The sequence below is a fragment of the Staphylococcus auricularis genome (genome assembly GCF_001500315.1).
GTDB lineage: Bacteria > Bacillota > Bacilli > Staphylococcales > Staphylococcaceae > Staphylococcus > Staphylococcus auricularis.
Map to the genome: position 1 here is coordinate 29,505 of NZ_LLER01000012.1, position 24,183 is coordinate 53,687.

Annotated in this window: 28 protein-coding genes, 4 tRNA genes and 1 pseudogene; 7 read left to right on the plus strand and 26 right to left on the minus strand. The window is 33.6% G+C overall.

Features of this window, described 5'->3' with window-relative positions; translation table 11 throughout:
• The first annotated feature begins 693 nt into the window (after nucleotides 1-693).
• The 3 genes from APS80_RS07600 (at nucleotide 694) to APS80_RS07610 (ending at nucleotide 2,526) form a co-directional block, all read left to right on the plus strand.
• Nucleotides 694-1,038: a YybS family protein gene (locus APS80_RS07600; protein WP_059107685.1), complete on the plus strand. Its 345-nt coding sequence runs from the start codon at nucleotides 694-696 to the stop codon at nucleotides 1,036-1,038.
• A complete protein-coding gene (locus APS80_RS07605) occupies nucleotides 971-1,513 on the plus strand; it encodes a hypothetical protein (RefSeq protein ID WP_059107686.1) in 543 nt (180 codons plus the stop codon). The genes APS80_RS07600 and APS80_RS07605 overlap by 68 nt, the downstream gene beginning before the upstream one ends.
• A gap of 314 nt (nucleotides 1,514-1,827) precedes the next feature.
• On the plus strand, nucleotides 1,828-2,526 hold the full coding sequence (locus tag APS80_RS07610) for a hypothetical protein (protein WP_059107687.1): 699 nt from the start codon (nucleotides 1,828-1,830) through the stop codon (nucleotides 2,524-2,526).
• A 2,456-nt stretch (nucleotides 2,527-4,982) separates the two neighbouring features.
• Here the strand turns inward: APS80_RS07610 and APS80_RS07615 are convergent.
• The 9 genes and pseudogenes from APS80_RS07615 to APS80_RS11025 all read right to left on the minus strand — a co-directional run.
• Nucleotides 4,983-5,729: an SDR family NAD(P)-dependent oxidoreductase gene (locus tag APS80_RS07615; protein ID WP_059107688.1), complete on the minus strand. Its 747-nt coding sequence runs from the start codon at nucleotides 5,727-5,729 to the stop codon at nucleotides 4,983-4,985.
• 177 nt (nucleotides 5,730-5,906) lie between these two features.
• Entirely contained in the window at nucleotides 5,907-7,340 is a 1,434-nt protein-coding gene (locus tag APS80_RS07620; protein ID WP_059107689.1) for an SH3 domain-containing protein, read from the minus strand.
• Nucleotides 7,321-7,809, minus strand: coding sequence for a phage holin (locus tag APS80_RS07625; protein WP_059107690.1), 489 nt, complete (start codon nucleotides 7,807-7,809; stop codon nucleotides 7,321-7,323). Before APS80_RS07625 ends, APS80_RS07620 begins: the two co-directional genes overlap by 20 nt.
• 48 nt (nucleotides 7,810-7,857) lie before the next feature.
• Complete coding sequence (locus APS80_RS07630; protein WP_059107691.1) at nucleotides 7,858-8,256, minus strand: hypothetical protein; 399 nt, start codon at nucleotides 8,254-8,256, stop codon at nucleotides 7,858-7,860.
• The gene (locus APS80_RS07635; protein WP_059107692.1) at nucleotides 8,243-8,671 is read right to left on the minus strand and encodes a hypothetical protein; all 429 of its coding nucleotides are present in this window, start codon (nucleotides 8,669-8,671) and stop codon (nucleotides 8,243-8,245) included. The genes APS80_RS07630 and APS80_RS07635 overlap by 14 nt, the downstream gene beginning before the upstream one ends.
• Nucleotides 8,668-9,288, minus strand: a complete 621-nt coding sequence (locus APS80_RS07640) for a poly-gamma-glutamate hydrolase family protein (RefSeq protein ID WP_059107693.1) — start codon at nucleotides 9,286-9,288, stop codon at nucleotides 8,668-8,670. Before APS80_RS07640 ends, APS80_RS07635 begins: the two co-directional genes overlap by 4 nt.
• Nucleotides 9,289-9,301: 13 nt before the next feature.
• Nucleotides 9,302-10,510, minus strand: coding sequence for a BppU family phage baseplate upper protein (locus APS80_RS07645; protein WP_059107694.1), 1,209 nt, complete (start codon nucleotides 10,508-10,510; stop codon nucleotides 9,302-9,304).
• 11 nt (nucleotides 10,511-10,521) lie between these two features.
• Complete coding sequence (locus APS80_RS07650; RefSeq protein ID WP_232234386.1) at nucleotides 10,522-11,919, minus strand: M14 family metallopeptidase; 1,398 nt, start codon at nucleotides 11,917-11,919, stop codon at nucleotides 10,522-10,524.
• A 568-nt stretch (nucleotides 11,920-12,487) separates the two neighbouring features.
• Nucleotides 12,488-12,649: pseudogene (locus tag APS80_RS11025) on the minus strand (ISL3 family transposase); the annotation flags it as partial.
• 428 nt (nucleotides 12,650-13,077) lie between these two features.
• Here APS80_RS11025 and APS80_RS11190 point away from each other — a divergent pair.
• Entirely contained in the window at nucleotides 13,078-13,200 is a 123-nt protein-coding gene (locus APS80_RS11190) for a transposase (protein WP_083498191.1), read from the plus strand.
• 233 nt (nucleotides 13,201-13,433) lie between these two features.
• Nucleotides 13,434-13,838: a transposase gene (locus tag APS80_RS11195; RefSeq protein WP_111724835.1), complete on the plus strand. Its 405-nt coding sequence runs from the start codon at nucleotides 13,434-13,436 to the stop codon at nucleotides 13,836-13,838.
• A 144-nt stretch (nucleotides 13,839-13,982) separates the two neighbouring features.
• Here the strand turns inward: APS80_RS11195 and APS80_RS07655 are convergent, their stop codons facing one another.
• The 13 genes from APS80_RS07655 to APS80_RS07710 form a co-directional block, all read right to left on the minus strand.
• Entirely contained in the window at nucleotides 13,983-14,729 is a 747-nt protein-coding gene (locus APS80_RS07655) for an ISL3 family transposase (RefSeq protein ID WP_059107695.1), read from the minus strand.
• A gap of 174 nt (nucleotides 14,730-14,903) precedes the next feature.
• On the minus strand, nucleotides 14,904-15,545 hold the full coding sequence (locus APS80_RS11115) for a YSIRK-type signal peptide-containing protein (protein WP_059107696.1): 642 nt from the start codon (nucleotides 15,543-15,545) through the stop codon (nucleotides 14,904-14,906).
• 863 nt (nucleotides 15,546-16,408) lie between these two features.
• Entirely contained in the window at nucleotides 16,409-16,846 is a 438-nt protein-coding gene (locus APS80_RS07665; protein ID WP_059107697.1) for a hypothetical protein, read from the minus strand.
• Between the two features lie 17 nt (nucleotides 16,847-16,863).
• A complete protein-coding gene (locus APS80_RS10865; RefSeq protein WP_169791260.1) occupies nucleotides 16,864-17,019 on the minus strand; it encodes a hypothetical protein in 156 nt (51 codons plus the stop codon).
• 83 nt (nucleotides 17,020-17,102) lie between these two features.
• The gene (gene gpG / locus APS80_RS07670) at nucleotides 17,103-17,408 is read right to left on the minus strand and encodes a phage tail assembly chaperone G (protein ID WP_059107698.1); all 306 of its coding nucleotides are present in this window, start codon (nucleotides 17,406-17,408) and stop codon (nucleotides 17,103-17,105) included.
• 88 nt (nucleotides 17,409-17,496) lie between these two features.
• Nucleotides 17,497-18,354 carry a major tail protein gene (locus APS80_RS07675; protein WP_083498189.1) on the minus strand — a complete coding sequence of 286 codons (858 nt, stop codon included), beginning with the start codon at nucleotides 18,352-18,354 and terminating at the stop codon, nucleotides 17,497-17,499.
• A gap of 41 nt (nucleotides 18,355-18,395) precedes the next feature.
• Complete coding sequence (locus tag APS80_RS07680) at nucleotides 18,396-18,812, minus strand: hypothetical protein (RefSeq protein ID WP_059107699.1); 417 nt, start codon at nucleotides 18,810-18,812, stop codon at nucleotides 18,396-18,398.
• Entirely contained in the window at nucleotides 18,809-19,204 is a 396-nt protein-coding gene (locus APS80_RS07685) for a hypothetical protein (protein WP_059107700.1), read from the minus strand. The genes APS80_RS07680 and APS80_RS07685 overlap by 4 nt, the downstream gene beginning before the upstream one ends.
• Nucleotides 19,201-19,545: a hypothetical protein gene (locus tag APS80_RS07690; protein ID WP_059107701.1), complete on the minus strand. Its 345-nt coding sequence runs from the start codon at nucleotides 19,543-19,545 to the stop codon at nucleotides 19,201-19,203. The genes APS80_RS07685 and APS80_RS07690 overlap by 4 nt, the downstream gene beginning before the upstream one ends.
• A complete protein-coding gene (locus APS80_RS07695; RefSeq protein WP_225310012.1) occupies nucleotides 19,538-19,822 on the minus strand; it encodes a hypothetical protein in 285 nt (94 codons plus the stop codon). The genes APS80_RS07690 and APS80_RS07695 overlap by 8 nt, the downstream gene beginning before the upstream one ends.
• A gap of 2 nt (nucleotides 19,823-19,824) precedes the next feature.
• Nucleotides 19,825-20,007 carry a hypothetical protein gene (locus tag APS80_RS07700; protein ID WP_059107703.1) on the minus strand — a complete coding sequence of 61 codons (183 nt, stop codon included), beginning with the start codon at nucleotides 20,005-20,007 and terminating at the stop codon, nucleotides 19,825-19,827.
• A 16-nt stretch (nucleotides 20,008-20,023) separates the two neighbouring features.
• Nucleotides 20,024-21,313, minus strand: a complete 1,290-nt coding sequence (locus APS80_RS07705) for a phage major capsid protein (protein ID WP_083498190.1) — start codon at nucleotides 21,311-21,313, stop codon at nucleotides 20,024-20,026.
• A 12-nt stretch (nucleotides 21,314-21,325) separates the two neighbouring features.
• Complete coding sequence (locus tag APS80_RS07710) at nucleotides 21,326-22,102, minus strand: head maturation protease, ClpP-related (protein WP_059107704.1); 777 nt, start codon at nucleotides 22,100-22,102, stop codon at nucleotides 21,326-21,328.
• Between the two features lie 331 nt (nucleotides 22,103-22,433).
• On the opposite strand from APS80_RS07710, the gene APS80_RS11040 reads away from it, so the two are divergent.
• The gene (locus APS80_RS11040) at nucleotides 22,434-22,904 is read left to right on the plus strand and encodes a tyrosine-type recombinase/integrase (protein WP_232234385.1); all 471 of its coding nucleotides are present in this window, start codon (nucleotides 22,434-22,436) and stop codon (nucleotides 22,902-22,904) included.
• Between the two features lie 43 nt (nucleotides 22,905-22,947).
• Complete coding sequence (locus tag APS80_RS11045) at nucleotides 22,948-23,481, plus strand: tyrosine-type recombinase/integrase (protein ID WP_232234390.1); 534 nt, start codon at nucleotides 22,948-22,950, stop codon at nucleotides 23,479-23,481.
• Nucleotides 23,482-23,677: 196 nt separating this feature from the next.
• Here the strand turns inward: APS80_RS11045 and APS80_RS07720 are convergent.
• The 4 genes from APS80_RS07720 to APS80_RS07730 form a co-directional block, all read right to left on the minus strand.
• Nucleotides 23,678-23,761 (minus strand) — tRNA-Leu (locus APS80_RS07720).
• A gap of 121 nt (nucleotides 23,762-23,882) precedes the next feature.
• Nucleotides 23,883-23,957, minus strand: a tRNA-Gly gene (locus tag APS80_RS07725).
• Between the two features lie 12 nt (nucleotides 23,958-23,969).
• Nucleotides 23,970-24,044: transfer RNA gene (locus tag APS80_RS10760), tRNA-Gly, on the minus strand.
• Between the two features lie 14 nt (nucleotides 24,045-24,058).
• Nucleotides 24,059-24,133: transfer RNA gene (locus APS80_RS07730), tRNA-Cys, on the minus strand.
• Nucleotides 24,134-24,183: the final 50 nt, after the last annotated feature.

The following is a 24,183-nucleotide window of genomic DNA, read 5'->3' on the forward strand; positions in this document are numbered from 1 at the left end:
TTTAACAATTTAAATTTATATGACATAATAATAGTATATGTTTTATAGGTAATGATTGTTTTAGTCTTTATTCATGAAAATGCCGGGGTTATATTAATGGAAGAATTAGATGTAAGTTGTTGTAAATACACATTGGATTCTTTTAATAACGGTGATATACTTAAATAGATATAGTTAGTGAACAATTTAATTTATTACATAGCTAGTTTAACAAACAATAAATGAAGTGTAATTGATTTTTTATATATAAAAGTAGGTTATTATACATATCGTTTTAAATGCACTTACGATGACTTCAAATTTGATCTCGCTTCACAATTAAATATAACCTCTTTTTATTAGCATCACCGTGTTTTCATATTTCTTACTTTAACAAATCATTTTCCCAATTTATTGAAACTACTACTAAATTTAAATATGTTCCCTGAAACTATAGATATTAGGGATTAATAGATTAACTTATCCAATCACTCATATTTTTTTATCCTTTTTGAAAGTTTTGTACAATTATTTAGTTATCATTAAACAGTAGTTGTAATTTAACTAGAGGTAGAGTGAATTGAGTAGCAGAAAAATCCTTCCCCTACTATTAAAAATATCCTACTAGTTTGCTGGAGGTGTTAGATAACCAAATAGTTTAAATACAATTTACATAGTTTTTACCGATTATTATTTTAAAAAGGAGTGTAAAAAATGGCAGAAAACAAAAAAGATGACCAAAAGTGGTATCAAACAACATGGTTCACAATCCTCTGTTTAATTTTATTTTTCCCACTTGGTTTAGTTTTAATGTGGATGTACAAAAAGAATTGGAAAACTTGGGTTAAAGTTTTAGTAACTGTCTTCTTTAGTATTAGTTTTATAGGCGGAGCATTTATGGGCCAAAGTGACTTAGATGAAACTCAAGCTGAAGATAGTACAGAACAAGCACAAAAAAATGAACAAAGTGATAATGATAAACAACAAGAAAATGATAACAAAGATAAAGAAGAAGCTAAGGATAATAAAGATAAAGAAAAACAACAGGAAAAAAAGTGATAAAGATGATGAAAAATCAAAAGCGGATTCTGAAGAACAAAAACAGCATGATAAATTTGATCAGCTTGAAGCTGAAAGAGAAAAGATAACTAAAGAAGTAAAACATGAAATAATGCGTGGCGATTTAAAAAGCGTTAGAAACGAAAATGATGAAGGTAATGTTGTAATAGTTATCGATGGTGCAGAAGGAATAACAGACAAAGAAACTGTTAAAGGATTTAGAGAAGCTACATCACAGGCAGTTTATGGAGCTAAAAAATCTGGTGTGGATATAAATAATCTAGATATCAATATCTTTTACACTATGACTGATGGTATAAATAAAGATGATGAAAAAGTGTTATCCACTTCTTGGGATAAAGAAACAATTGAATCAATGAATGAAGATGCAATTTTCACCCTTGCTGACACACTTGAAAATCATGCAGAAGATTTTTACATGCACCCAGGTATAGCCAAGCATGATGAAAATTAATATATAATTAATTGACGCAAATTTCAGCTATAAATTTGAGTATCATTACTTAATTTTTATAATGATATTTGCGTTTTTATTTCCTAAAGTGAATTATCATTTAATCTTTCTCGATGAAACATAAGTTATAAAATTCTTGAACATATGTCACTCTAAATAATGGCATTGTACAAATCGAGCAAGCTTTGATTATGTATTTTATTAAGCAAGAAATGGAAGCTGAACTATTACAAGATATATTTAGTCATCAATCTGATATTAGTACAACATTTTATTAAATCACTTAAACAAACATACATAAGGAGATGTAAATAATGAAAAAACTATTATTTTTAACATTAAGTGGAATTTTGGTTCTCAGTGCATGTGGTAATAACGAAGATACAACAAGCGAGGATAATGAAAGTAAAGCGGAAAATAAACAACATGATGAAAAAGAAAAAACAACAGAAGATAAAGACAAAGAAAATAAAAAAGAGGACAAAAAAGATAAAGACGAGAGCGAAGAAAAAGAAAACAACAAAGATGAAAATAGCGAAGAAGAAAGCAACCAAGAATCTACAGAAAATGATAATGTACAAAATAATCAACAAGACGTAGCAAACCAAAACGGTTATCAAGATTTAGACTTCAACAGTATTCAAGATGTTGGAAGATTAAAATCTATTATATACGGCGATTATACTGAAGAACAAAAATTAGAAGCGTATAATACTGCTGTTTCTAATGGCGTCATTCCTCAAGGTAATGTTATGGAAGGACCAGCCAGTGAAGCTTTTGAAAGTTCTATGCGAATAGCTAATGGCGAAGAAGAATCTATTTATGACGGATTAGGAGAAGAGGACGAAGATGAAATAGAAAAAGAAAGAGAAGAAAGAGAAGATGAACTTCAAGATGAATACTTCGAGATATCCGATAAATTGTTTGAAGATGACAATTTGAGCGAAGAAGAAGAAGAGGAACTAGAAAAAAGACAAGATGAAATTTTAGATGAAGTGGAACCAATTCACTAAGAGTATGATTTTAGGGGTATTAATCACCTACCCCTATTATTTTTTTACTTTTATATAAAAACCTTTGGACACGTGCCCGCCATAAAATTGTGTCAGTGTCCAAATCATGTCCGGTTTGATTACATTATATAGTAAGTAATAAAAAAGAAACCCCATTGTTATGGGATTTCAGCATGTAATTAACTGTTATTTACTGTTAGAAATACCTACCGGTGGTCGGTATTTTTAAACAATATAAATACTGATTTAAAGCCATTTATTATTTGTTTTTGACCATTTTTTGACCAAAATTTCATAAATGCAAAATCAAACATTGACTTAAGTTATGTGAGGTAGTAGTATTAATTATGGATTCTTTGTAGGAATTCAACTTTTCTTTTTGATGTCTCATTAGACTTCATAAACAATTTTTAATCACCTTTACGTTATTTACTTATGCCAAGTACATTTAGCCTGCTTATGCAGGCTTTTTATTATGTAGAAAAGCATTGACATTATTAATATATAATGGTAATTTTAAGTTGTATTTAGGAAGGGGATTTCCTCTTAACAATAATACGTTTAATTCCGACTATTATTCATAAATAAACCCTAGTTCGAACTCTCCTTCTTGAATACAAACTACACCTAGCACCTTACTTAGATCATAAGAACACCAACAAAAACGTTATTTCAATACTTGCTACGCGTTTGACTGTAAACATCAATACTTGCTACGCGTTTGACTGTAAACATCAATACTTGCTACGCGTTTGACTGTAAACATCAATACTTGCTACGCGTTTGACTGTAAACATCAATACTTGCATAAATTTATTGTCTAATATCGCTATCTATTTTGTTTAAGGTGCTCCCCCATAATTAATATGGGGGTATTTTTTTATTGCTTTGTTTCAAATTTTGTGTTATCTTAAATTTAGTTGAAACCCCAACTATTCTATTAATATCTTAAGATAAATGTTTTTTAGATGTTTATCTCCAAAGTTATTCTGTGTTTAGAGTGTTAACATTCATTGTTAACACTCTAAACAATACCATATGTGTAGATCGATAACATGATCACTCCCTAATATGAGCATGTTATTAATTTACATTGCATGCCAAATTGGCAGGCTTTTTTTATTTAGGGTGTTCGATTTATAGTTTTCATTATTGACACAATTATTTTCAAGTGTTAGATTAAAAATGCATTCAATAACTCCAGATTTTATATTGTTAGCCTCTGTTGTTTAGTGCCAACAACAAATACAGTAATCATTGAATGCACTATGGGACAAATTTTAAAATTTTCCTGTGAAAATTTGTTTATGGGTATTACTATTCATTATCTCACCTCACTGTCCCATAGTTCAGAGGGTGTATATTTTTTTGATTCAACCGATAAATGAGGGTGGATTCCATAACTATTACCTGAAATAAATACTGTAAAATATACTGAATGTAAAAGTAATATCCATAAAAAATACCAATGGGTATTCCCAAAGGTACACCTTTATACGCAGATTATGTTATTCAGCATAATCAACTTCCAAAACTTGTATCACTTATTTTGAACCTTACTTTAAAAATCGAGTACGATTATGTGGATACAAGTATCCCCCATTTATATGGGGGATGTTTTTTGTATAAAAAAGAGACAGCTGATTTTAGAAGCTGTCCCTTAATCAAGGTTTGGTTCATTTTCATGATACATAAGAGGTAATGCTTTATGCATCCTGGGCAATGTAATCCCCTACTATTGTAGGTAACTTAATTATAACACACATAATATGATTTATGAACTTATTTTATAGATTTTTTAATCTTTTCTAATATCCTCACCCATATCAGCGATTTCATAAAAAAATGGTAGCCATTTAGGCTACCGCACTCACATTCACCAAAAATAATCAATCTTCAATGATAGAAGATGTTTATATAATATCACATAAACAAAATAAGTAAATATCTTTCCTTGAATAAGTTAATGAAAAATTGTATCAAGTGTGCAGAAGGTTTATTAACCTTCCAGCAATATTTCTTTTCGCATCTGTGCTATAGGCTTGACAACCTATCCAGACATTATAGATGACCTTGGACTCCTAGAATTTTGGTATTCATATACTGAGATTCTAGGAGTTTTTTATAAATAAAAAGGGAGCCAATGGCTCCCTTCGGAATACTTCGGCTATGAGAAACCTTCTATATAGAAGGTGAATATATTGTAACACACATTAGGAAATTGTGCCCATAAATCGCCCACACTTTTTTGGACACTAACAAATTCCTCTAGCACTTTTTTATTACCATTTCTTAACAATATGACAAAATTCCACCAAATAATTAACAAAAATAGGGAGCGTAGTGCTCCCTATTTCAATCTAAATATGAAACTATTCCTGTAAGAAGATAATTCTAATTTAATATATATCGATTTTCTAAACCGTTTTAAGTAAGATAAATTAAATATATTAGAATTATTGAGCAGTATATCCGCCATCTACTAATAATGTTGTTCCGTTTACAAAAGTTGAATCATCACTTGCTAAGAATAACACTGCTTTAGCAACTTCTTCTGGTTTTCCTAATCTACCTTGTGGATGTAAGCCTTCTAGTGTTTTTCTCTTATCCTCATCTACATCTTTCAATAAATTAGTAGCTACATAACCAGGGCATACTGCATTTACTCGAATTCCGTCTTTTGCATAAGCAGTACATAAATTTTGGGTTAATAGTTTAACGCCACCTTTTGCAGAAGCATAAGCGGTTGTCTGAGGTAAAGATACAAAACTGTGAATAGATCCAGCGTTTACGATAACCCCTTTAGAGTCTTGTTTTTTAAATTGTTTGACAGCGTATTTATCTGATAAGAAGACTCCTGATAAATTAACATCTATCGTTTTCTTCCAATCATCATATGACAAATCAGCCGCTGGGTTATCCGCAGCAATACCTGCATTAGCATACATGATATCTAGTTTACCAAATTTATCAACAGTTTGATCAATTAAATTTATTACATCCTCTTCTTGAGTAACATCAGTTTTTACAAAAAATGTTTTATGTCCTTCTTTACTAAGCTCTTCTGAAAGCTCTTTTCCGCTTTCTGACACATCCGCTATAACCACCTTGGCTCCTTCTTTAGCAAATAAGCGAACAGTTGCTTCACCTATACCACTTGAACCACCTGTAACAATAGCTACTTTGTCATTTAGTTGTTCCATAGTACATTCCTCCTTTGATTGAATGTTAACGTATAAGAGTAATATTTTGCAAGCGATTATAAATAAAAAAGAGCAACCCGAAGGTTGCCCTTAAATGTTAAATAAGCGCATAGAAAACACAAACGAAGTGAGTCACCCTTAGTATTTTAACTAAGGCAACCCTTATTATAACATACTTTAATTAATTTGCCCCCATAAATATCCTACACCTTGATTTGGTGGTGCTACTCCATCCCATGTTCGAATAGGGAGATAGTAACGTTTATTATTATGGTTATAACCAACCCATACGTGGCCATCTTGCAACATTACTTCATCATAATCGCAATAACCACCTGGGGTAAAATCATAAGCGTATGGACAACTTCTGAATGGTCCTTGTGTACGAACCATAATAGGCTGATCGCCATTTGTAAAACGCGCTTTTTCTTTCATGTAGTAAGTCCCATAGTTATTGCGTTTCCATGCTCCAGCAATCGTCGATGATGTATTGCTAGATGATTTCCCTTTAACAACTTTGGCTGTTGGCACTTTGCCGTCCATGAAAGCTCTAATTTGTTTAATAAAGTAGTCTTTAAGTTTTTTCTGTTGTTGCTTAGACAACATGCCTTGTTTTTCTGGATCGTGTCCTGTATGCAACAATGCACTTCTATGTGGGCAACTTGTGTTAGTAAATTCAACATGCAATCTTACAGTGTTACGATTCGCTTTTAAACCCCATTTTTTAAGTAATCGTGCTGCCTCTTGAAAAGCTGCTTGTTCGTTTTTCAAGAATGTTTTATCACTTGCTCCGATGCTTTGGCAGATTTCAATGCCATAATAGTTTTTGTTCCCGTTTGAGTTTGCTGTATGCCATGCGATACGTTCTTCTGGTAAAGCTTGCCATACAGTATTACCGCTAATGTAACTGTGCGCTATACCTTGTTCAAGACGCTCTTGTGAAGCGTTGACAAGCCCTTTATGATAAGCATCAGCTGTGGCACCTGCACTACCCGCATCGTTGTGTAAAACTACACCTTTCGGTTTGCTACCTCTCTTATCAAGTTTATACCCTGTGACTTCGTCTTCAATATATTTTAGTTTGATTGGCTTTTTCTTTGGAGCTTCCTTTTTCTTTTCAGTTGTTTTTGTAGCTGATTGCGTTGATTTTTTCGTTTCGCTCTCTTTTTTGAAAATAGGACGAATAAACCACATTGGGAAATCGTAGTTGTGTACGATGTATTGTGCTGGCTCTGTCATAGATTCGCCACCGCCATACCAGTTTTGGTCAAGCGATTTAAATTGCATCAAATTTCCGTCAGAATTACCATTAACTACGATAGCAACATGGCCATATCCACCACCATAATTCGAGTTGAATACGACTAAATCGCCATTTTTAGCCTTAAATGAAGCTGTATTATTATATACATGTGCTTCACCTTTAAAGTTATTTGCATTCGGTATGTCTTTAGCACCTTGTCCTTTTAAACCATGTCCGAATAATTTATCCCAGTAAACATTAGCTAGATCGAAGCATTGTGCGCCGTAGGCACCATCGTAATCCCACATTTTACCGTTCAACGTTTTAATGAATTCTTTAGCTTCCTCTTTAGTTAGTTTCGCTGGCATTTTCATCATCCTCTTTTAAAATTTGATCATCGTGATATGCGCTTGCGCCACGTTTTAAAGTTTCGTCTGCTTCGTCATCTGCAACATCAAAATCTACTTCATCTGAGTCATCTGTGAAAGGCTGGTTTGTATCGAAATCCTCAATTTCTTTGGCTTTAGCTTCAGGAGCTACATTTTCATCTTCTTTTTGAGGCGGCTTAACAAAATCTACGGGCATCAACCCTTGTTTACGTGGTTTGTTATATTGTTTAACGAGCTCCGTATCATTGACACCTTCTGTTGTAGGGTCGTTTATAATACCTACAGTTACAAGTAAGAGAATAATTGTTCCCAAGATGTCTGCGATTTGTTCAAGTTGTGCGCTTAAATCTAAACCAAATAATTCTGTGACTTGTTTAACGAGTAATAAACAAGCACCTACAATAGCTACGAGTGTTGGCTTATTCTTAAATCTTAATTTCCAATTCATTATTTAAAACCTCCATATAAAAAAGAGACCCTTTTTAGGGTCCCTTACTTATTCAAAAAATACGTTTGCAACGAGTGTGATAATCGGTACTAGTACCACACCTACAACACTAATCCAGGCTACAATAACATCTCGATTACCTTTGGCTTCATCTTCTATTTTATTTTGAATCATTTGAATGTTTTTTTTATTTGTATCTGAGTCGTGTTCCAAATCCCTAACGCGGTAGCCCATATCACTCAGTGATGTACTTATTTTTTCCAAATGTTGTTCTGATTTAGATTGTGATTCGAAAGACTTTTCCTGCAAAATCGTCTGCTTATCAATTCTATTCAAAAGATCAGTATAGTTTTTAGTGTGCTTATTATCAATTTGATTCATTTTTTCATTGATTTTTCCGTTACTTTCTTGCCACTCATGTTTTAAAACATATTTATCTTCTGGCATAAATATCACTGCCACCTAAAAAACTGATAAAACATAACCATGCTGTTGTTGTGATAAATTGTGCGGGTGAAATCCAATTAATCGTGTTGTATATACTTGCTGATGCGATAAAGAAATATATGATAGCTCCCCCAGCACCTCCAATAAGCATACAGTAGTTAGATATATTATTGGTTGAGCGTTTGCCAAAAAAGCAACTTGCAAGTATAATCAAAAATCCAAAAACAATCAAAAGGGCTCCCCATATCCACATAGGCATCACTCGATATAATGTCGTATAAAATTCACTTTCATGTATGACATCCTCTTGATTTACTGCGAAATAAAATCCTCGAATCGTTATAAATGCCCCCAGTGCTAAAAGGGATAATGTAGCTATTTTCTGGGGCACTAAAATGTTTTTATGCTTAGTCAACTTGATTCACCTCTTTTAATCGCTCTACAAATGCTATCAGCATACAAATACATATCGTCGCTCCAATTGATTTCTTTTTCTCTAACTGAGCGACTAAAATCATTATTTTTAAAAAGCATCTTTCGCTGTTGTGTTGAGAGCTCGAGTTGAACGCCTTGACCTCGTGCATTTTTATTCGTGATGTTATTAGGATTTGTACCTGCAAGTCGTTTAGGCGCCTTTTCAGCTTTAAAGCCGTTGCCATTTAACAATTCAATAATGGCGTTTCTCATCTCTTTGTCTCGACCGCCTACGTAGGTAATAACATCATTCCCTTTAACACCATGAATTGCGATGACTTGCTTCATCTTCTGACTCCATTGAATCAAAGTAGGATAATCATAATGTGTAGAAGTCACATGGAAATCATAATTGTTTTCTTTTTTCATTGCTTTAAAACTAAAGTAATTCGATCTTGATTTTTCAGCGATACATTGTGCAAGTTCAGACGTCCCCGACTCAATACCTCCACCGTGAATTGCTGTAATCAAGTTGTGACTTCCTTGATCGTAATATTCAAATTTATAGTCTTTTTCTTTTCTTATGAGTTCGCTCATAGAGTGGTAAACGTCTGCCATCCTTAAAAACCTCCTATTCGATAAAGCATGTTTCACCATAAATATAATGTGATGCGTCAACTTCCCATTCACCAGGGTTGCTAATCCATACCTTGAGCTCACCCGTCGGTTCTAATACGACTTGAGCACCGTACGCCTTTTGTGGTACCGCTCTAATGAATGCTGTATGTGTATGTGTAACAATATTTTCTGGCAATTTTGCTATAGCATCACCACTTTCAAACGTATCAGCATTAACTCTCACTGAAACCATTTTATAATCTCTACTTTTTATCGTTTTATACGCACAATTAAAACCGTTTTGCCCTTTCGCTTTATAATGCTTATCTTTATTTGCATCATCGTTTAAATCATACGTGATCCAGTCGCTGACTTCGGGGATCAGTTCGTTAACTGATTGTTTAAGATCAGTCGAAAGTGCCACTAATGTCTCGTGTCTTACGAATCCCTTTGAATTAAGCAAATTCTCGATATTCGTCTTCTCAGCCCGTATATCACGCAAATGTTTCGTCCCAATATCCCTAACTTTCCTGTAATTGTCATTCGCCGTATTATTTAAGGTGCTAAGCGCTGCATTTAAAGCTTCGTTTATCTCGTTTTCATTTCTTTGTCCAAGTTTCGACAATGAGGCATAAGCGTTTTTATATTTAGTGTCTATCTCTTTCACGCCTTCAGCTGTTTTCGCTTCAACTTTTGTTATATAATCCTCCATGTTGTCTAACTTTTCTTGAATATCTTTTTCTCTTTCTCCGATGTGCTTTCTCAATTCATCAAACATGCGAATATAGCTAATTTTCGTAGCACCATTGATTTTATTAATTTTTGAGTCAGCAACATCAAAAGTGAACTCATTTAATACCACCGTATCAGCGTCTGATGGATTATCTACATTGTTAACACTGATATAAATCTGGCCAGTAACTGATGTGCCTGTTGAAGCTTGTAAAAATTCAATAGGTATCGTAATCTCCACAAGCCCCTTCATCGGATTAATATACGCAATATCTTCAACGATTTGATTGGATCCGTTTTTTGACTCCAAATATACATAGGTATTAGCGTTCTTATCGCTAACAAGCAAAGGGTGGTTGTCCTTAGTAATGTAAAAACGTAAAACAGCCGTATGATTGTCCAAATTATAAAAACCTATATCCAAATCAGATATAGGCTTCAAATAAGGTTCGTCTTTAATATCAATTTTTCCGATTTTCTTTAATTCCATCGTCTCACTCCTTATTGATTAGGATTAATAGTGTTTCTGATATCTGAGTAGTTCAAATCATTAGGATAAATTTGTGTGAATGTATCTTCTTTCAAGTTACCGTGTTCACCTGATTTTAAGATTTGAACAGCACCTGCGTTATTGGATGGTGTGAATTTCACAAATAGTTTAACTTGTTTGAGTTTGACAACTCCTTCACCTTTTTTTAGTAGGTCAAGCATTGGCATCACTTCATCAACACGATTAGAGCCTTCTTCCGTAATGCTAGACATTTGTACACCCGCAATCGCATAAATAGGAACGGTGGTATTTCCTTTATTCATAACATGTTCGATGCTATATAAGTTTCTCTCTTTTGTTTTCGTTTTACTGAAAAATGGATGATAGTTTTGAATGATATTAGGATTGATACCGACGGTAACATCACGGTCAACATTGATTGTGATATAGCCATATAACTCAACAAAACCATTTGCGGTTACCCTGAATCTTTGTTGGCTCATCATAATACGTTGCCACTCGTTCCGATCTTCTCTTAAGGTAATCACTTCAGATGTCTTATCGTTAAATTTATCATCGTAAATCATCGCTTTAATAAATGGATCGTTAGATGTTTGCCCATTTTGTTCTGAATCTAATTGGCATAATTCGAAAACAAGATTACCAATCCAACGAACAGAACGTCTCATTTCTGCCGGGCTTTTCTTGTCACCAACTCTTCCTTCATTCAATTCAGAAAGATAGGATGTCACATTATTTTTGACTCCAACCCAATTACTTAATGAACCTAAAGTACTTGACCCCCAAACAACTAAGTCGCCTTCGTTTTTAAGTTTATTAATTAACTGTGCCATTCGATTTGTGCTTTGTTTCGCCCATCTCGGATAAAACAAACAGTAGTCTGCTTTGACTGAGATAATATCATGTAAATCAATATGTGCGGTTAATCCGCTGATACTTTGAACCAATTGACGCATGTTTTGGGATTCTGCTTCTGAGAAAGGTGCCTTACCTTTGTAGTTTTTCTCTGCGGGATCTGTCCCTCCACTTTTATCCCAATTGTAATCAAAGTTACGGTTTAGATCGCAATTATTCACATTTTCTCTTTCTTGATTCGCAAAACCCCATGGATTAACCATCGGAACCCAAATCAAGCGCACATTTTTTCGCATATAAGCCAGTTGAGGGTGTTTTTCCCACTCATTAACTAACATGTTTGTTATATGACACATTGAAAAGAATCCGCTTGTTTCATTTCCGTGGATACAAGAAGTAATGAGCAACGTTTTACTGTAATGTTGCGGTTCAAACGTATATCGATAAACGTTGTATTTCCCACTTTGATCCTTTCCGATCGTCTTTTTAGTGACATAGTCATTGTCGACGAGGGGATTAACAAATGCGTTCAAGTGTGCTTCTGGATCCCAATGATTAGGTGTCCCATCTTCACCTAGTTTATTACTTCCGATATAAGGTGGATACCAAATATAACTAGCATCTCCTAATACATTTTCTTGTTTCTCTAAACGCTGTTAAACACCTAAGAAATCATAGACGAGTCTTTCTTGTAATAAAGGGTGCACAGTGCCATCAATAGATACACGTGCTTGCTTGGTTTCTTCTACACCATTGCCATTACTATCAAGTACAAGGTTATTGATTGCGCTATTAAGATAATCTAAAAAGGATGATACATTCGTATGTCGATAATCAACTTGTATCGCTTGATGTGCATGCGATTCAGTTGTTGTATGTCTTTGATGTTGATGTTTTAAATTATCATAATATTATAAAACATTTTAATTTTTTAAATTATTTTATAATGGATTATTTTTTTATTGTTAGCTATCATCTTATAAACATTATCAATATCTATGAGTGCCTCTATATGGGTTATCGGAAAGAAATAACTCTCATTTTATCCAGTAAATATTTAAGCATAACTTCTTTACTCATCTATAATCATGATCCCCACATCTTCCGAAAAATTATCGAAAAATACTCTGTGAGCTGGAGTCGCCTACGATCTGATAGGATATCAATAATTTCATGGATTTCCGCGTCACAATAAATAAAACTCATCACAGCTGAAACATCTTTAGTAGATTTAAACTCATCAAAAGCAAAATATGAAGGCAAGGTAGTTACTTAAGGATTGGTGACATTATTTACACTAAAATCGTTGTTTAGCTAACTTCATATAATCCGGACGATTCAAAACTTATCCTATATAAACAAGCGTTTTTAACCTCAGTGTGGTTTTCATTAACTATGCCACCTTCTTCACACGACTTAGATTCATAATTTAAAACAGCTTTGTAGAAAAGTATCTGAATGCTTCTGAAATATGTTTTATGGACTACATCTTTAAAATATATATTTTTGATTCAATTCCAAGATAATATGATACAGGATAAGTACTAGGGACAAATATCTCTACTTATTATTTGTTTGGTCGCTTATAATTATAAAAATATTTGTACCCTTTTTATATCAAAAACTAAAAAGTTGGATGATGATTTTACTCGTCAACCGACAAAAGTTTACCTTTTTTTACCTGAAAAACAATTGAAGAAAAGTCTCCGAACGCCCAAATTATTATAAATCGATTTCACATTATTCAAGCCGTCAATCGAGAGGTTAATCGTTGTAGAGTCTCTTATATGAATACTGTACGTCATCAACATTGACCACATTACACAAAATTAAAACAATATTGGTGTCTGTTCTTGAAAAATCCTAATGAGTTAGACGTCATACATTATTACCCTTATCAACTATTCAAACAGTGGCAATCTCAACATAATATTATCACTTATTTATTAAGTCTAGACGTGCATCATTATATTGGTCAGTGTATACTCACTGATTTGAGAAACAATGACCTTAAGGCTTTCTTTTAGAAAAGGAACGGTGGGAAAACATTTCTAAAAGACTTAAATGTATTATTCTTACTTTGAAAAAGTATTCCTTTTATATTAAAAAAACAATAAACAGTCCTCTTTTCATTAACAGATTTATAGAAGTAATAAAAAATAAGATTAAATTAATTAAATGCACTGTTTATGGTTATAGAAATTTTATTAGCTTCAGTAATCGTATTCTTATTATTTCTAAATTATGGCTCTCCAACTTTTGTGGTGGTTTAATGTCATTATTTATTAAGTGGCCTTCAACAGATTGCTTTCCCGTTCTCGCTTTCCCAGGCGCCTTGTCTCAACTAATTTTTCTAAGTGCCTTAAAAAAATGGATTTTCGACTTCGGCTCGATGCCTCAGGAGTCTCGAACGGATTGCAATCTTTCTAAGCGGCTTCACTCACACGCTTGAGTGAGGTCGTCTTTTTATTGCTTCGCTTATAAAGTCTAAAAATAATTAAAATCCTATTTTTAAAATTATTAAAGTTGCGATAGCCATAAGAAACTCATTTAATTAATTTAATTTTGTGATTAATACCTTCTATAGCTCCATTATTTAAATATGGAATCGATCAAAAATAATTTTAGCGTTAGGGAAAATTACTTTAATCAAGTTAATGTAGGGTTCATACATATCAATCGTTACAGTCTTCACAGCGAGTCTCGATTGACGATCAAATTTAAAGAAATAACGTTTTAAGTTATGAATAGTTCTATCATCTAAAATATCTATAATTTCATGAGTCTCATTATTGATAAAAATGAAGCTCATTGAACTCGCCACATTTTTAACGCTTTTAAACTCATCCATAGCTAAATGAGTAGGTAATTGTGTAGAAGGATTTACTCGGAACTCAGCACTTATTTTATTAATTTGTCGTTTAACCGTAGCAGTAGAGACATTACAGTCATTCGCTATATCTAAATCAGAACGTATTTGAGTTGATTTATCCATGATTGCATGCCGAACTTGGTTTGAAATATAACAATTGTCGTCGACAACAGAAGTTTTAGCAGTAAATGTTTTAAGGCAACACATACACTTAAAGCGCTGTTTAAGTAATTTTAAATAAATACCAACTTCTTGAAACTTGAGATAAGTAATGCGAGAAGCTCTTTTACCATGTTTATGTATTTGGTTGTGTTTCGCCTTTAAATACAAGGGACAACCACTCGGTTCATAAGTAAGGATGCCATGAATAACAGTTGATTTAACTCTACGGATTTCAACATTCTCCTCTACATCTGTACCTCTTATATTTTCGTCTTTTATTTTCAGTAGTTTTAATATATGATTGTTCATAGGCGCAATATGTCTCCTTATATTTTTGGTTTAGTCACTTAAAATTATAAAGACATTTGCGCTTTTTGTGTATCAAAAAAATGGGATGGCTTTCGCCATCCCACCACTTAGTTTAAAATTATATTGAACTGCGGCAATAACAAGTAGCCATTCTCATAAGTGAGTTTGTTTATGTTACCCTTGTTTATTTTTATTTCTACTACGTGATCCGAATAAAACTGCGGCAAGACCTAAAGCTAAAGTACCGGAAACAGTAGTTCCAAATATCGCTTCATCTTGGCCAGTGTCAGGTAATACTTTTGCTTGTGTTCCATCTTGCGCACTAGATTTAGCATTAGTAGTCATTTCCTTATTTGAAATACCTTGTTGAGAGTCCCCATTTTCTCCTGTTTCTGGTGCTAATGAAGGATCCCAGGCTTCACCTTCGCCTTCAGCAGCATCTCCTGTTTCTGGTGCTAATGAAGGATCCCAGGCTTCGCCTTCGCCTTCAGCAGCATCTCCTGTTTCTGGTGCTAATGAAGGATCCCAGGCTTCACCTTCGCCTTCAGCAGCATCTCCTGTTTCTGGTGCTAATGAAGGATCCCAGGCTTCACCTATAGTTTGAAATCCGCCTGATATCTGTACTTCTTCATTCGTACTTGTTTCTTGAGTACTAGAATCCGATTCTTCCTCTGCAGCTTGGGCTTCATGACCTGATCCAAAAACTAATGTTGCTCCAACCAATATGGATGCTGTTCCCACAGCAAATTTTCTTATTGAATACTTATTCTGAGCATTTGGCAAAAAGTCTAATCTTTTGCTTTGCTTTCTTCTCATAAATACCACTCCTTTTTTATAATAAGAACACCACGCATTAGTGCTCTTTTTTTACATTATACATAATATAATCACATGTGTTCAACATGATTATGCAAATTTAGTTAATCTAATTAAAAAGTCTTTCCTAACGTAAGTAATAATTAACTTTTATCTCCTTCATATCGTTCAACACTTAAATCAAGAATTCAATAAATATCATATTAAAGTTACAAATTATTGTCGATATACAGCTCTAAATTACTATAAAGAAATGTGAAGTTATTAACTAAAGACAAAAAATAAATAATACTTACGAGTTTCGGATGTCAAAATCTTTTAGAATTTATAAAAACTCTAGATACTTTTTAGATTATTCAGTAAATTATGCCCCTTTAGTATATACCGCTATCAAGTTATTAGTGATTTGAGTTTTGATTTAAAACTTATTAAAGTTTCTAGACACGCTATATTTTATTGATAAAAAATATTTATTACATTTAAAATTATATTTTATAAAAATATATAATAAATAAAATAAAAATAATTTAAATAAAGGTGAAACTATAATATATTAACTAGAAAATAAAATTGATTAAGCATGTGTCATACTTATCGTAATTTTAGCTTATTTAAAAATAGTTTCTTTATGGTTTCTAGACTTTATAAACGCATTAAGAAAAGCTAACTCAACCTAAATTATCAAGTAAAGTTGCTTAATAAGATTGCATATACGTCTGAGACTCCTAAGTCGACCAGCCGAAACTAAAAATCCATTTTGACTAAATACGTGTAGTGATTTAATGTTTTTAACAGTCAAAATTAATTGAAGTAAATGAACTAGTAAACCAGGAAATTTTAATTATTCTATAGAACACCACTTATTACTTTTCTTCTTTTTTATTATATCTTCTGAATAACAATAAGTCTAGGCTTGCAATTAATACGCCGAAGATAATCAAATCGATCTGTTTATCGTTATCTTCATCATAGATTTTATCACAAGTAGTTTTCGTTTTCTCTAATTTTTGAGATGACTCCGCTATTTTCTCGTTCGCCTTCGTTTGTTCGCCTTTTAACGACTTCAATTTATTTTCAGCAGACGCTACTTTTTGACCTTGCGTCTCAAGTTGCTTGTTCAGAATTTTAATTTTACCATTATATTTATCTGATGACTTCTCGGCCATATCAAAGGCACTTAAATGTGATTTTATCTCGGAGTTCAACGTTTTCATTTTACGAGACAATGCTTGCATTCCTCGATCAATATTTGCCGTATTTAATCCGAGTTTTATCGTGACACCATCATATTGTTCAGCCATATACTAACCTCCCTTCTTTATTTTTTTCTTGGGTCTTTCCCAGTAATCGCACCAATAAGGCTCTCATTTTTCTTAACGCGTGTTGTTTTGCTTTGCTTATCACCTGTTTGCATTATGATTCGTATCATTTCATAAAAATCTGCCTGTTGAATCTCATGGTCTTTATAACCCATTTTATATAGTTCAGATACGACAGCATCAAAATACTCCTTTTGCTTCGTAAAGGAAAAATCATCATCTTTTAAATCGCTATCGTCTATTTCAAATTCTCCTGGGGGTCGCCTAATGATTGAGTTAGTTGTTCCATTGCAACTCCTAAAATTTCTCTCGCATCAATACCATCTTCAAATTCTTCAGCACTAAATTTTCCTTCGTATAATTTATCAGCGATAAATTGATAGAGCTCTAACATAATATCTGGGTCGAAATCTTTCTCTTGTTTTTCAAGCTTTTTACCAAGTGCTAAACCTTCACGTGCTACACTACCTTTAATAAAAGTAGGTGCGTTATAACGTTTTTTCTTTCCATCTTCTGTTCTTAATTCAATATATTTTTTAGCCATTAATTATTCTCCTTTTTACAAAATAATAGAGGCGATTTGATATCGCCTCTTTAAATTAATGTGTATTTAATCATATTTAACTGTTTACTTATTGTTCTGAAGTATTTGGATATATTTCTGATGCTGCTTCTCCGCTTGGAGATTCTGTCACTGCTTCACTTGGCGTAGCTTCGCTATTTTCTGCGCTTGCTTCAGAATTTGGTGATAATTGTTTTAATACTTCGTCATACGGTTTGCCGAAAACCGCTTCAGAAATCTCATCACGATTCATATTTTCTAATATATCTTTAAGTTTATCTTCTGAATCTTCGTTACCACCTTGTGAAGCTTCAGAATTATCTTCAACTTTAGTTAAATCCTCTGTCACTTCACTGTAAGATTTTCCGAAAACAGATTGGAAGACTGTATCGCGTCCTTGAGTTTGTCCTTTTTCGTCGTAAGCCATAATAACCGCTAGCTGATCATCAAAGCCACCCAAATCAGTTTCCATGAATTGACCTTCGATTTCATCTTCACCGAATTCTACACCATCTTCTTTTGTTTGCCCTTCTTTAGCTGGACGAGTGAATACGCCTTTACCCAGACCGAACCATTCTTTAGATCCGTCTTCCATGGTACGTGCAAATACACAAGCGGTATAATTAATACCTGTCGCATTTGAGAATCCGTACACGCCATCTGAACTTTTATGTTGAACTAATCCTAATAAATCTTGTTGCGCCTCAATTGGTAAACGATGGAAAGTCGCAGATAATGACGTTTCGCCATTTGATTTAGCGATTTCTGCTACTTTATTTGAACCATATGCTTTTTCCAAATCTTCATCAAATTCTAATGAAATTTCTTTTAAGTAGTCAACAACTTTTACATTTTTTACTTTCTCATTAGAATCTAATACACCATAATAAAATCTTTCTAAACCTGTAGATGAATTATATTTTCCCATTTATTATTCCTCCTTTATTTTTCCATAAAAAATAGCCCACACTATTCTATGTGAGCAATGTCTGTATCTATATGTTTCACTTCTTCATTTGTGTATGGCTCGCCTTCATAGCGACGACCGTTTAAGAACTTATCAAGCTCCGAATCATATTGGTCTGTCCCTCCGATGGTATAAAACCCAATTGACCACATAACCTTTTTAATTTCATCTTGCAAAAATGCAACCAGTTTTCTATCTCTTCCCCTGACATCAATTTGAAATACGTAATTCGTTGTCAGTTCTTTGTTACTACCAAATTCACCTGGCATAGGTGAACCGATCGGCGATATCAATATGTGAGGGGCATCAGCTTCAGCAGTTTCAGGATAATCATAGAACTTAATACGCCCACGACAATGCTTATCAATCGCGTCATTACGTATCAAATAACTATGAATGATAGATATCATATCAATCATAAATGCTTTCTTAGCTCCTCTCTCACGATATTCAAATACGGTTTTCTTGACTCTCTTTCGGTTTTTAATAGCATCCCTTTACCTCGTGGGTTTGGATTCTTAACCGTCCCCCATTCATTCAGATGGATAATTGCATAACGATTCATCGAGCCTTTCCAATGAATTAATACTTGTTTAACATTCCCAGTAATAAAATGAGGTTCTGTATGCGTGACTTCTTTTATAGACGCGCCAGTGTCTTTAAAGGTTTCAAAATTCTTTTTGATTTGCCCTTCATAATATTCAGCGCCCTTTTCAAGCGAAGTGTTTGTCACTTTATCTACTTGAGAGGTTCCGTATTTTTTCTCTAACTTCTTAATGAGTTCATGCGTTCCTTCAATTTTGATACTCATGATTTATGAACCCCAATCAACTTAACAGTTTTCATATGGTTTATATCAGACTCAATATTACGAATGTTAAAATGTTGATTTTTATAATTTGGCAAATCAATTTCAAAATACATATCATCTGTAATATCATAACCAAGTGGAAAATAGGTTTCTAAAGTGATTGAAGCTTCATGATCTGTCATATCTAAATCTTTAACAGAAGGTGGATGTACATCAGCAAAGCATTTATAATAAACCTCTTCGATTTTTTCACCTGGCTCGGGGCCATCATAAGGTTTTGCAACATAAAAAATTACAGGAGTACGCATATCGCCGCCCGTGATCCATTTATTTTTATTCATCAAAAGTCACATCCATATTGTCAAATTGAAATTGCAGAATCATTGATAAAAAATTATCGTGGAAATGCTCTAACTGATCATTTAAAACATATCTTGTACGTTCCAAAACTAATTCACGCCCAACAGGTTCATCGTTCAAATCAAAGACCCCACACTTACCTTGAATGTCTTGGTAAGACAGTTCTAAATCATTTTTAATTCGTTCATTTTCAATATCATAAAAAATACGATTACGATCTTTAAATTGTTCGACTAATTCATCATCTACCAAATGCATCACTATTTAGGAATGCGTTCTAAAAAAGGGCGATCATAAGATTTTAATTTGTCTTTAATCTCATTCGCCCGTTTTACTGTAATATCAATCGCCCGTTTTACTGTAATATCAATCGTATCGTCTTTTTCATGAATTTTGTTTTGTTCTAAATCTTTGAATCGATTTAACACTTTGAATTTTGCCATCGTTGATCACTCCTCACTAGGCTTCTGGTGTATCGTTAGTTTGATCACCGTTTAACGTTTCGTTAAGTGAGTCTAAATTGTCAGCGACTTCTGATGGGTCTTTTTGTTCTTGAGAGTCTTCGTTTACAGGTGCACCATGAGAAGTGAAATCTACGTCTAAAACAATAGAAGTATAATGGTCCTCAGGTTCACCATAAATAAATTGTTTTGCTGTATAAACGTCACAGTCTTCTAAGGCAAGTGTTTGATCGAATTTACGTACAATGCTTTCTGAACCTACGCCCATTAAATAACGTTGTTTATCAAATGCCACAGCTTTACCTTTTGGAATGAATTCACTTGTGACAAAGATAATGTTAAATGGCACAGGACTTACAAATTGGCCATTGTTCACTTGCATGAATGCGCCTAAAATATAAACATAGTCAGCTGGATTTAAACCAATGACAACATTATTTAACACATTCACATTTTTACGTTTTTTAACTTCGCCATTTTTGTCATAAATCTCTTTTAGAGATAGGTTAGCGATAACGACATTTAATTCTTTTATTGCTGTTTCTGGTGTTTTTAATGTAATTGTGCCTACGCTTTCTTTATCTTTAACTGCACCTGTTGTTCGATCAATTTCTTTCATTAATCCAACAGGTTCATCTTTCGCTTTACCTTTACCTAAGATTGCTGTTTTTTCAATGGCTACAGCGAAAGCTTCTTTGATTTGCGTACGTACATATCGGTCTACCCATTGAACACCTGCATCAGCTAAGTCTTTTGGTACAACAACGAATGCTGTCGCTTTACCAAGTGAAATGTCTTGTTCATAGAATGTTGCATCTAATTGACCACGGATTTCACCGAAGATTTTGCCCCATACAACTTGACCTTCAGGATTTGAACGGATCACTCTTGTTTTTAATCCAGTACGTTGTACGTTGATATATTGTAAAATCGGATGATCTTCTTCTAAATCTTCGAAAATACGATCAACGATCGTTTCAGGTAGTAAGTATTCATCTTTCCAATGGACGTCAGTGTTGACATCTTCGTCTGAAACTAATTTATTGTAGAACTTTTTCTCTTCATTGGTTAATGTATGCATGCCACGTGCGTTCAGTACGGCATGATCTGAGTTTTCTGTTTGAATATCTGAACGAATAGCATTTGTTAAATCATCTGTATAAGCGTTCATGTACTCAGCGTATTTATCTTGAATCTCTTGGTCTGTGTTGTGTTTATCCATTTTAGCAAATTCTTTAAAAATTTCTTGTGAATTTTTAAATTTTTCATTTTCATTAAAATTAATCATTTAAATACTCCTTTACTTCATAGAATTAAATAAACGGGCAAAACTGTTTTGTGCCCCTTCTTCGTCTTTTTCTTCCTCTTCGTTATCTTCTTCACCGTCCACTTTATCTTTGATGTCTTTAACTGTATCAAGGATTTCTTGTAACATTTCTACAACATCTTCTGCTGTAGGTTCTCTGTCTGTTTCTGGTTCTTCTTCTTCGTTTCTAAAATTTCTATATTTTCTCATCATTTCACCTCCCCAAAATATGCCGTTAATGGTCGCGGCAGCTTTGCTGTCTGCAATTACCTTGTCTATGAAACCATATTTTTTCGCTTCTCTTGCAGTCATCCATGTTTCTTCATCCATCATAGACTGGAGTTCTTTTTTATCCATTTCTAGTTTTCGACTCAGATAACTATTGAAAATTAAATCATTTATACGTTCCAGATTTTCAGCTTGCTTTTTCATTTTTTTAGAGTCGCCTTCCATCACAGACCATGCATTGTGAATCATCATCACTGCATTCCCCGGCATATTTATTTGATCTCCTGCCATTGCAATAACACTCGCTATAGAAGCAGCAATACCATCGATATTAACGGTGATATGCGCAGGGTGTTTTTTTAGCATGTTGTAAATCGCAATACCACTAAACACATCGCCACCATTACTATTTATATTAACCGTAATATTTCCAGCATCTTGCATTTTCTTTAATTGCTTGCTGATATGCTGTGGGCTAACGATATTGTCATCCATAGATACTGAATCGATATAACCATAAATATCAATGACATTATCTTCCACAAAATCACCTCCTTAAAATTTAATTTGGGGCTCTTCTTCCTCTTTATCAGATTTAGTCTCGTAGTTTTTAGTCAAAATAAATTCATCCATTTCAGGATCGTCCACAGTATCAAAACCTGTGAGTTTTCTAACTTCATTACGAGTGAAAGCTCCACTTGCAACAAGTTTATCGATGGCTTCAGATTTTTGATTATCCTATTGATAAATAATGTATAAAGTGTTACAGTATATATACACCTTCAAAGAAAGATATAAATTACTGCTATTCAGCAAAAGTAGCTGGGATGCCAAGTGCATCCCCTATTTTTTTGCCTTTAAGGAGGGATTTAGAATGCAAATAGTAAAAAGAAATAACACATGGGCATATGATATGCGTATTGATGACAAGAGATTTCGTAAAACAGGCTTTAAAACTAAAAAAGAAGCACAAGCAGCAGCTAATGAAAAATACATTGAAATACTCAAAAGCGAAGAGAAAAAAAGTGCCATCGCATTTTCCAAATATATGTATGATTGGATAGAAATCTATAAAAAGGATTATGTATCACAACAAACATACAGACATTACATACGAATATATGAAAAAGTAAATGCGTACTTTGGAGAAAAAGAAATAAATAAAATAACAAGAGAAGAATACCAGAAATTTTTAACCCGTTATATAGATACTTTATCCCAAGATCAGCTAGGGCGCGTTCATTCATTGTGTAACAAGGTTGTGGAACACGCAGTTTATGATGGTTTTTTAAGAAAAAGTTTTTACTTTCGATGCACAAGTTGTATCCAAAAAGCCACATTATAAAAAAGAACAAGACAAGTACCTAAATATACACGAACTCAAAAAAATCAAGCATTACTTTGAAAGCAAGACCGAATATCTTGCCCCATCAACTCACATTATTTTAATGATGATCGAAACAGGTGGGCGTTTTAGCGACTGTATAAATCTAACTAAAAAAGATATAAACAAACAAAAAGGAGAACTATTTTTGAATGGTACTAAAAACGATAGTGCCCCACGACATGTTGCAGTAACAGACAAATTGATTAACATTTTACTTAATTACGCAAATAACCGCCCTATCCCAATTAGTGGCTACTTGTTTACACATAACGGAGAACAAATAACCAACACAACTGTGAATAAGGCGGTGAAGCAAGCGTGCAAGCATCTAAATATCGATAGAAATATAACAAGTCATGCCTTTCGGCATACACATGCCTCATATCTTATACATGAAGGTATAAATATATACTACATATCCAAAAGATTAGGACATTCGGATATATCTGTTACATTAAATAAATATGGGCATTTACTAAAAGAATCACTGGAAGAAGAAAATCATAGAACCATAGAAAAAATGGAAAATTTATGATTCTCAAACTCCTACTCTCCCAAGGGATACAAGAATTTGTGGTCAAATTTTGGTCAAATTACAGTCAAAATTTTCATTTTTGGTCTTATTTGACCACGATTTGACCAAAAAAATTATATTCAATAAAAAGCTATAAAGAAAAATCCCGTGATTACGGGATTTTAAGACTCTATAATGTTCTATTTGGGTATAAAAGTACCGGTGGTCGGTCTCGAACCGACACTCCAATGAAGGAACGGGATTTTGAGTCCCGCGCGTCTGCCTATTCCGCCACACCGGCTAAATATATATAATAAAAATGCTCCAAAATAATGATGAAGCGGAAGATAGGACTTACACCTATATCTTATTCCGGGAAAGAATCTGTTCTGAGAATTGAACTACTCCCGCATAATTTTATATGGAGCGGAAGATAGGACTTGCACCTATATCTTGTTCCGGGAAGGAACATGTTCTAAGTATTGAACTACTCCCGCATAAAATTTAAATGGAGCGGAAGATAGGACTTACACCTATATCTTGTTCCGGGAAGGAACATGTTCTAAGTATTGAACTACTCCCGCATATAAAAAAGACATGGAGGCGGCAACCGGATTTGAACCGGTGAATAAAGGTTTTGCAGACCTCTGCCTTACCACTTGGCTATGCCGCCAATAACTGGGCTAGCTGGATTCGAACCAGCGCGTGACGGAGTCAAAGTCC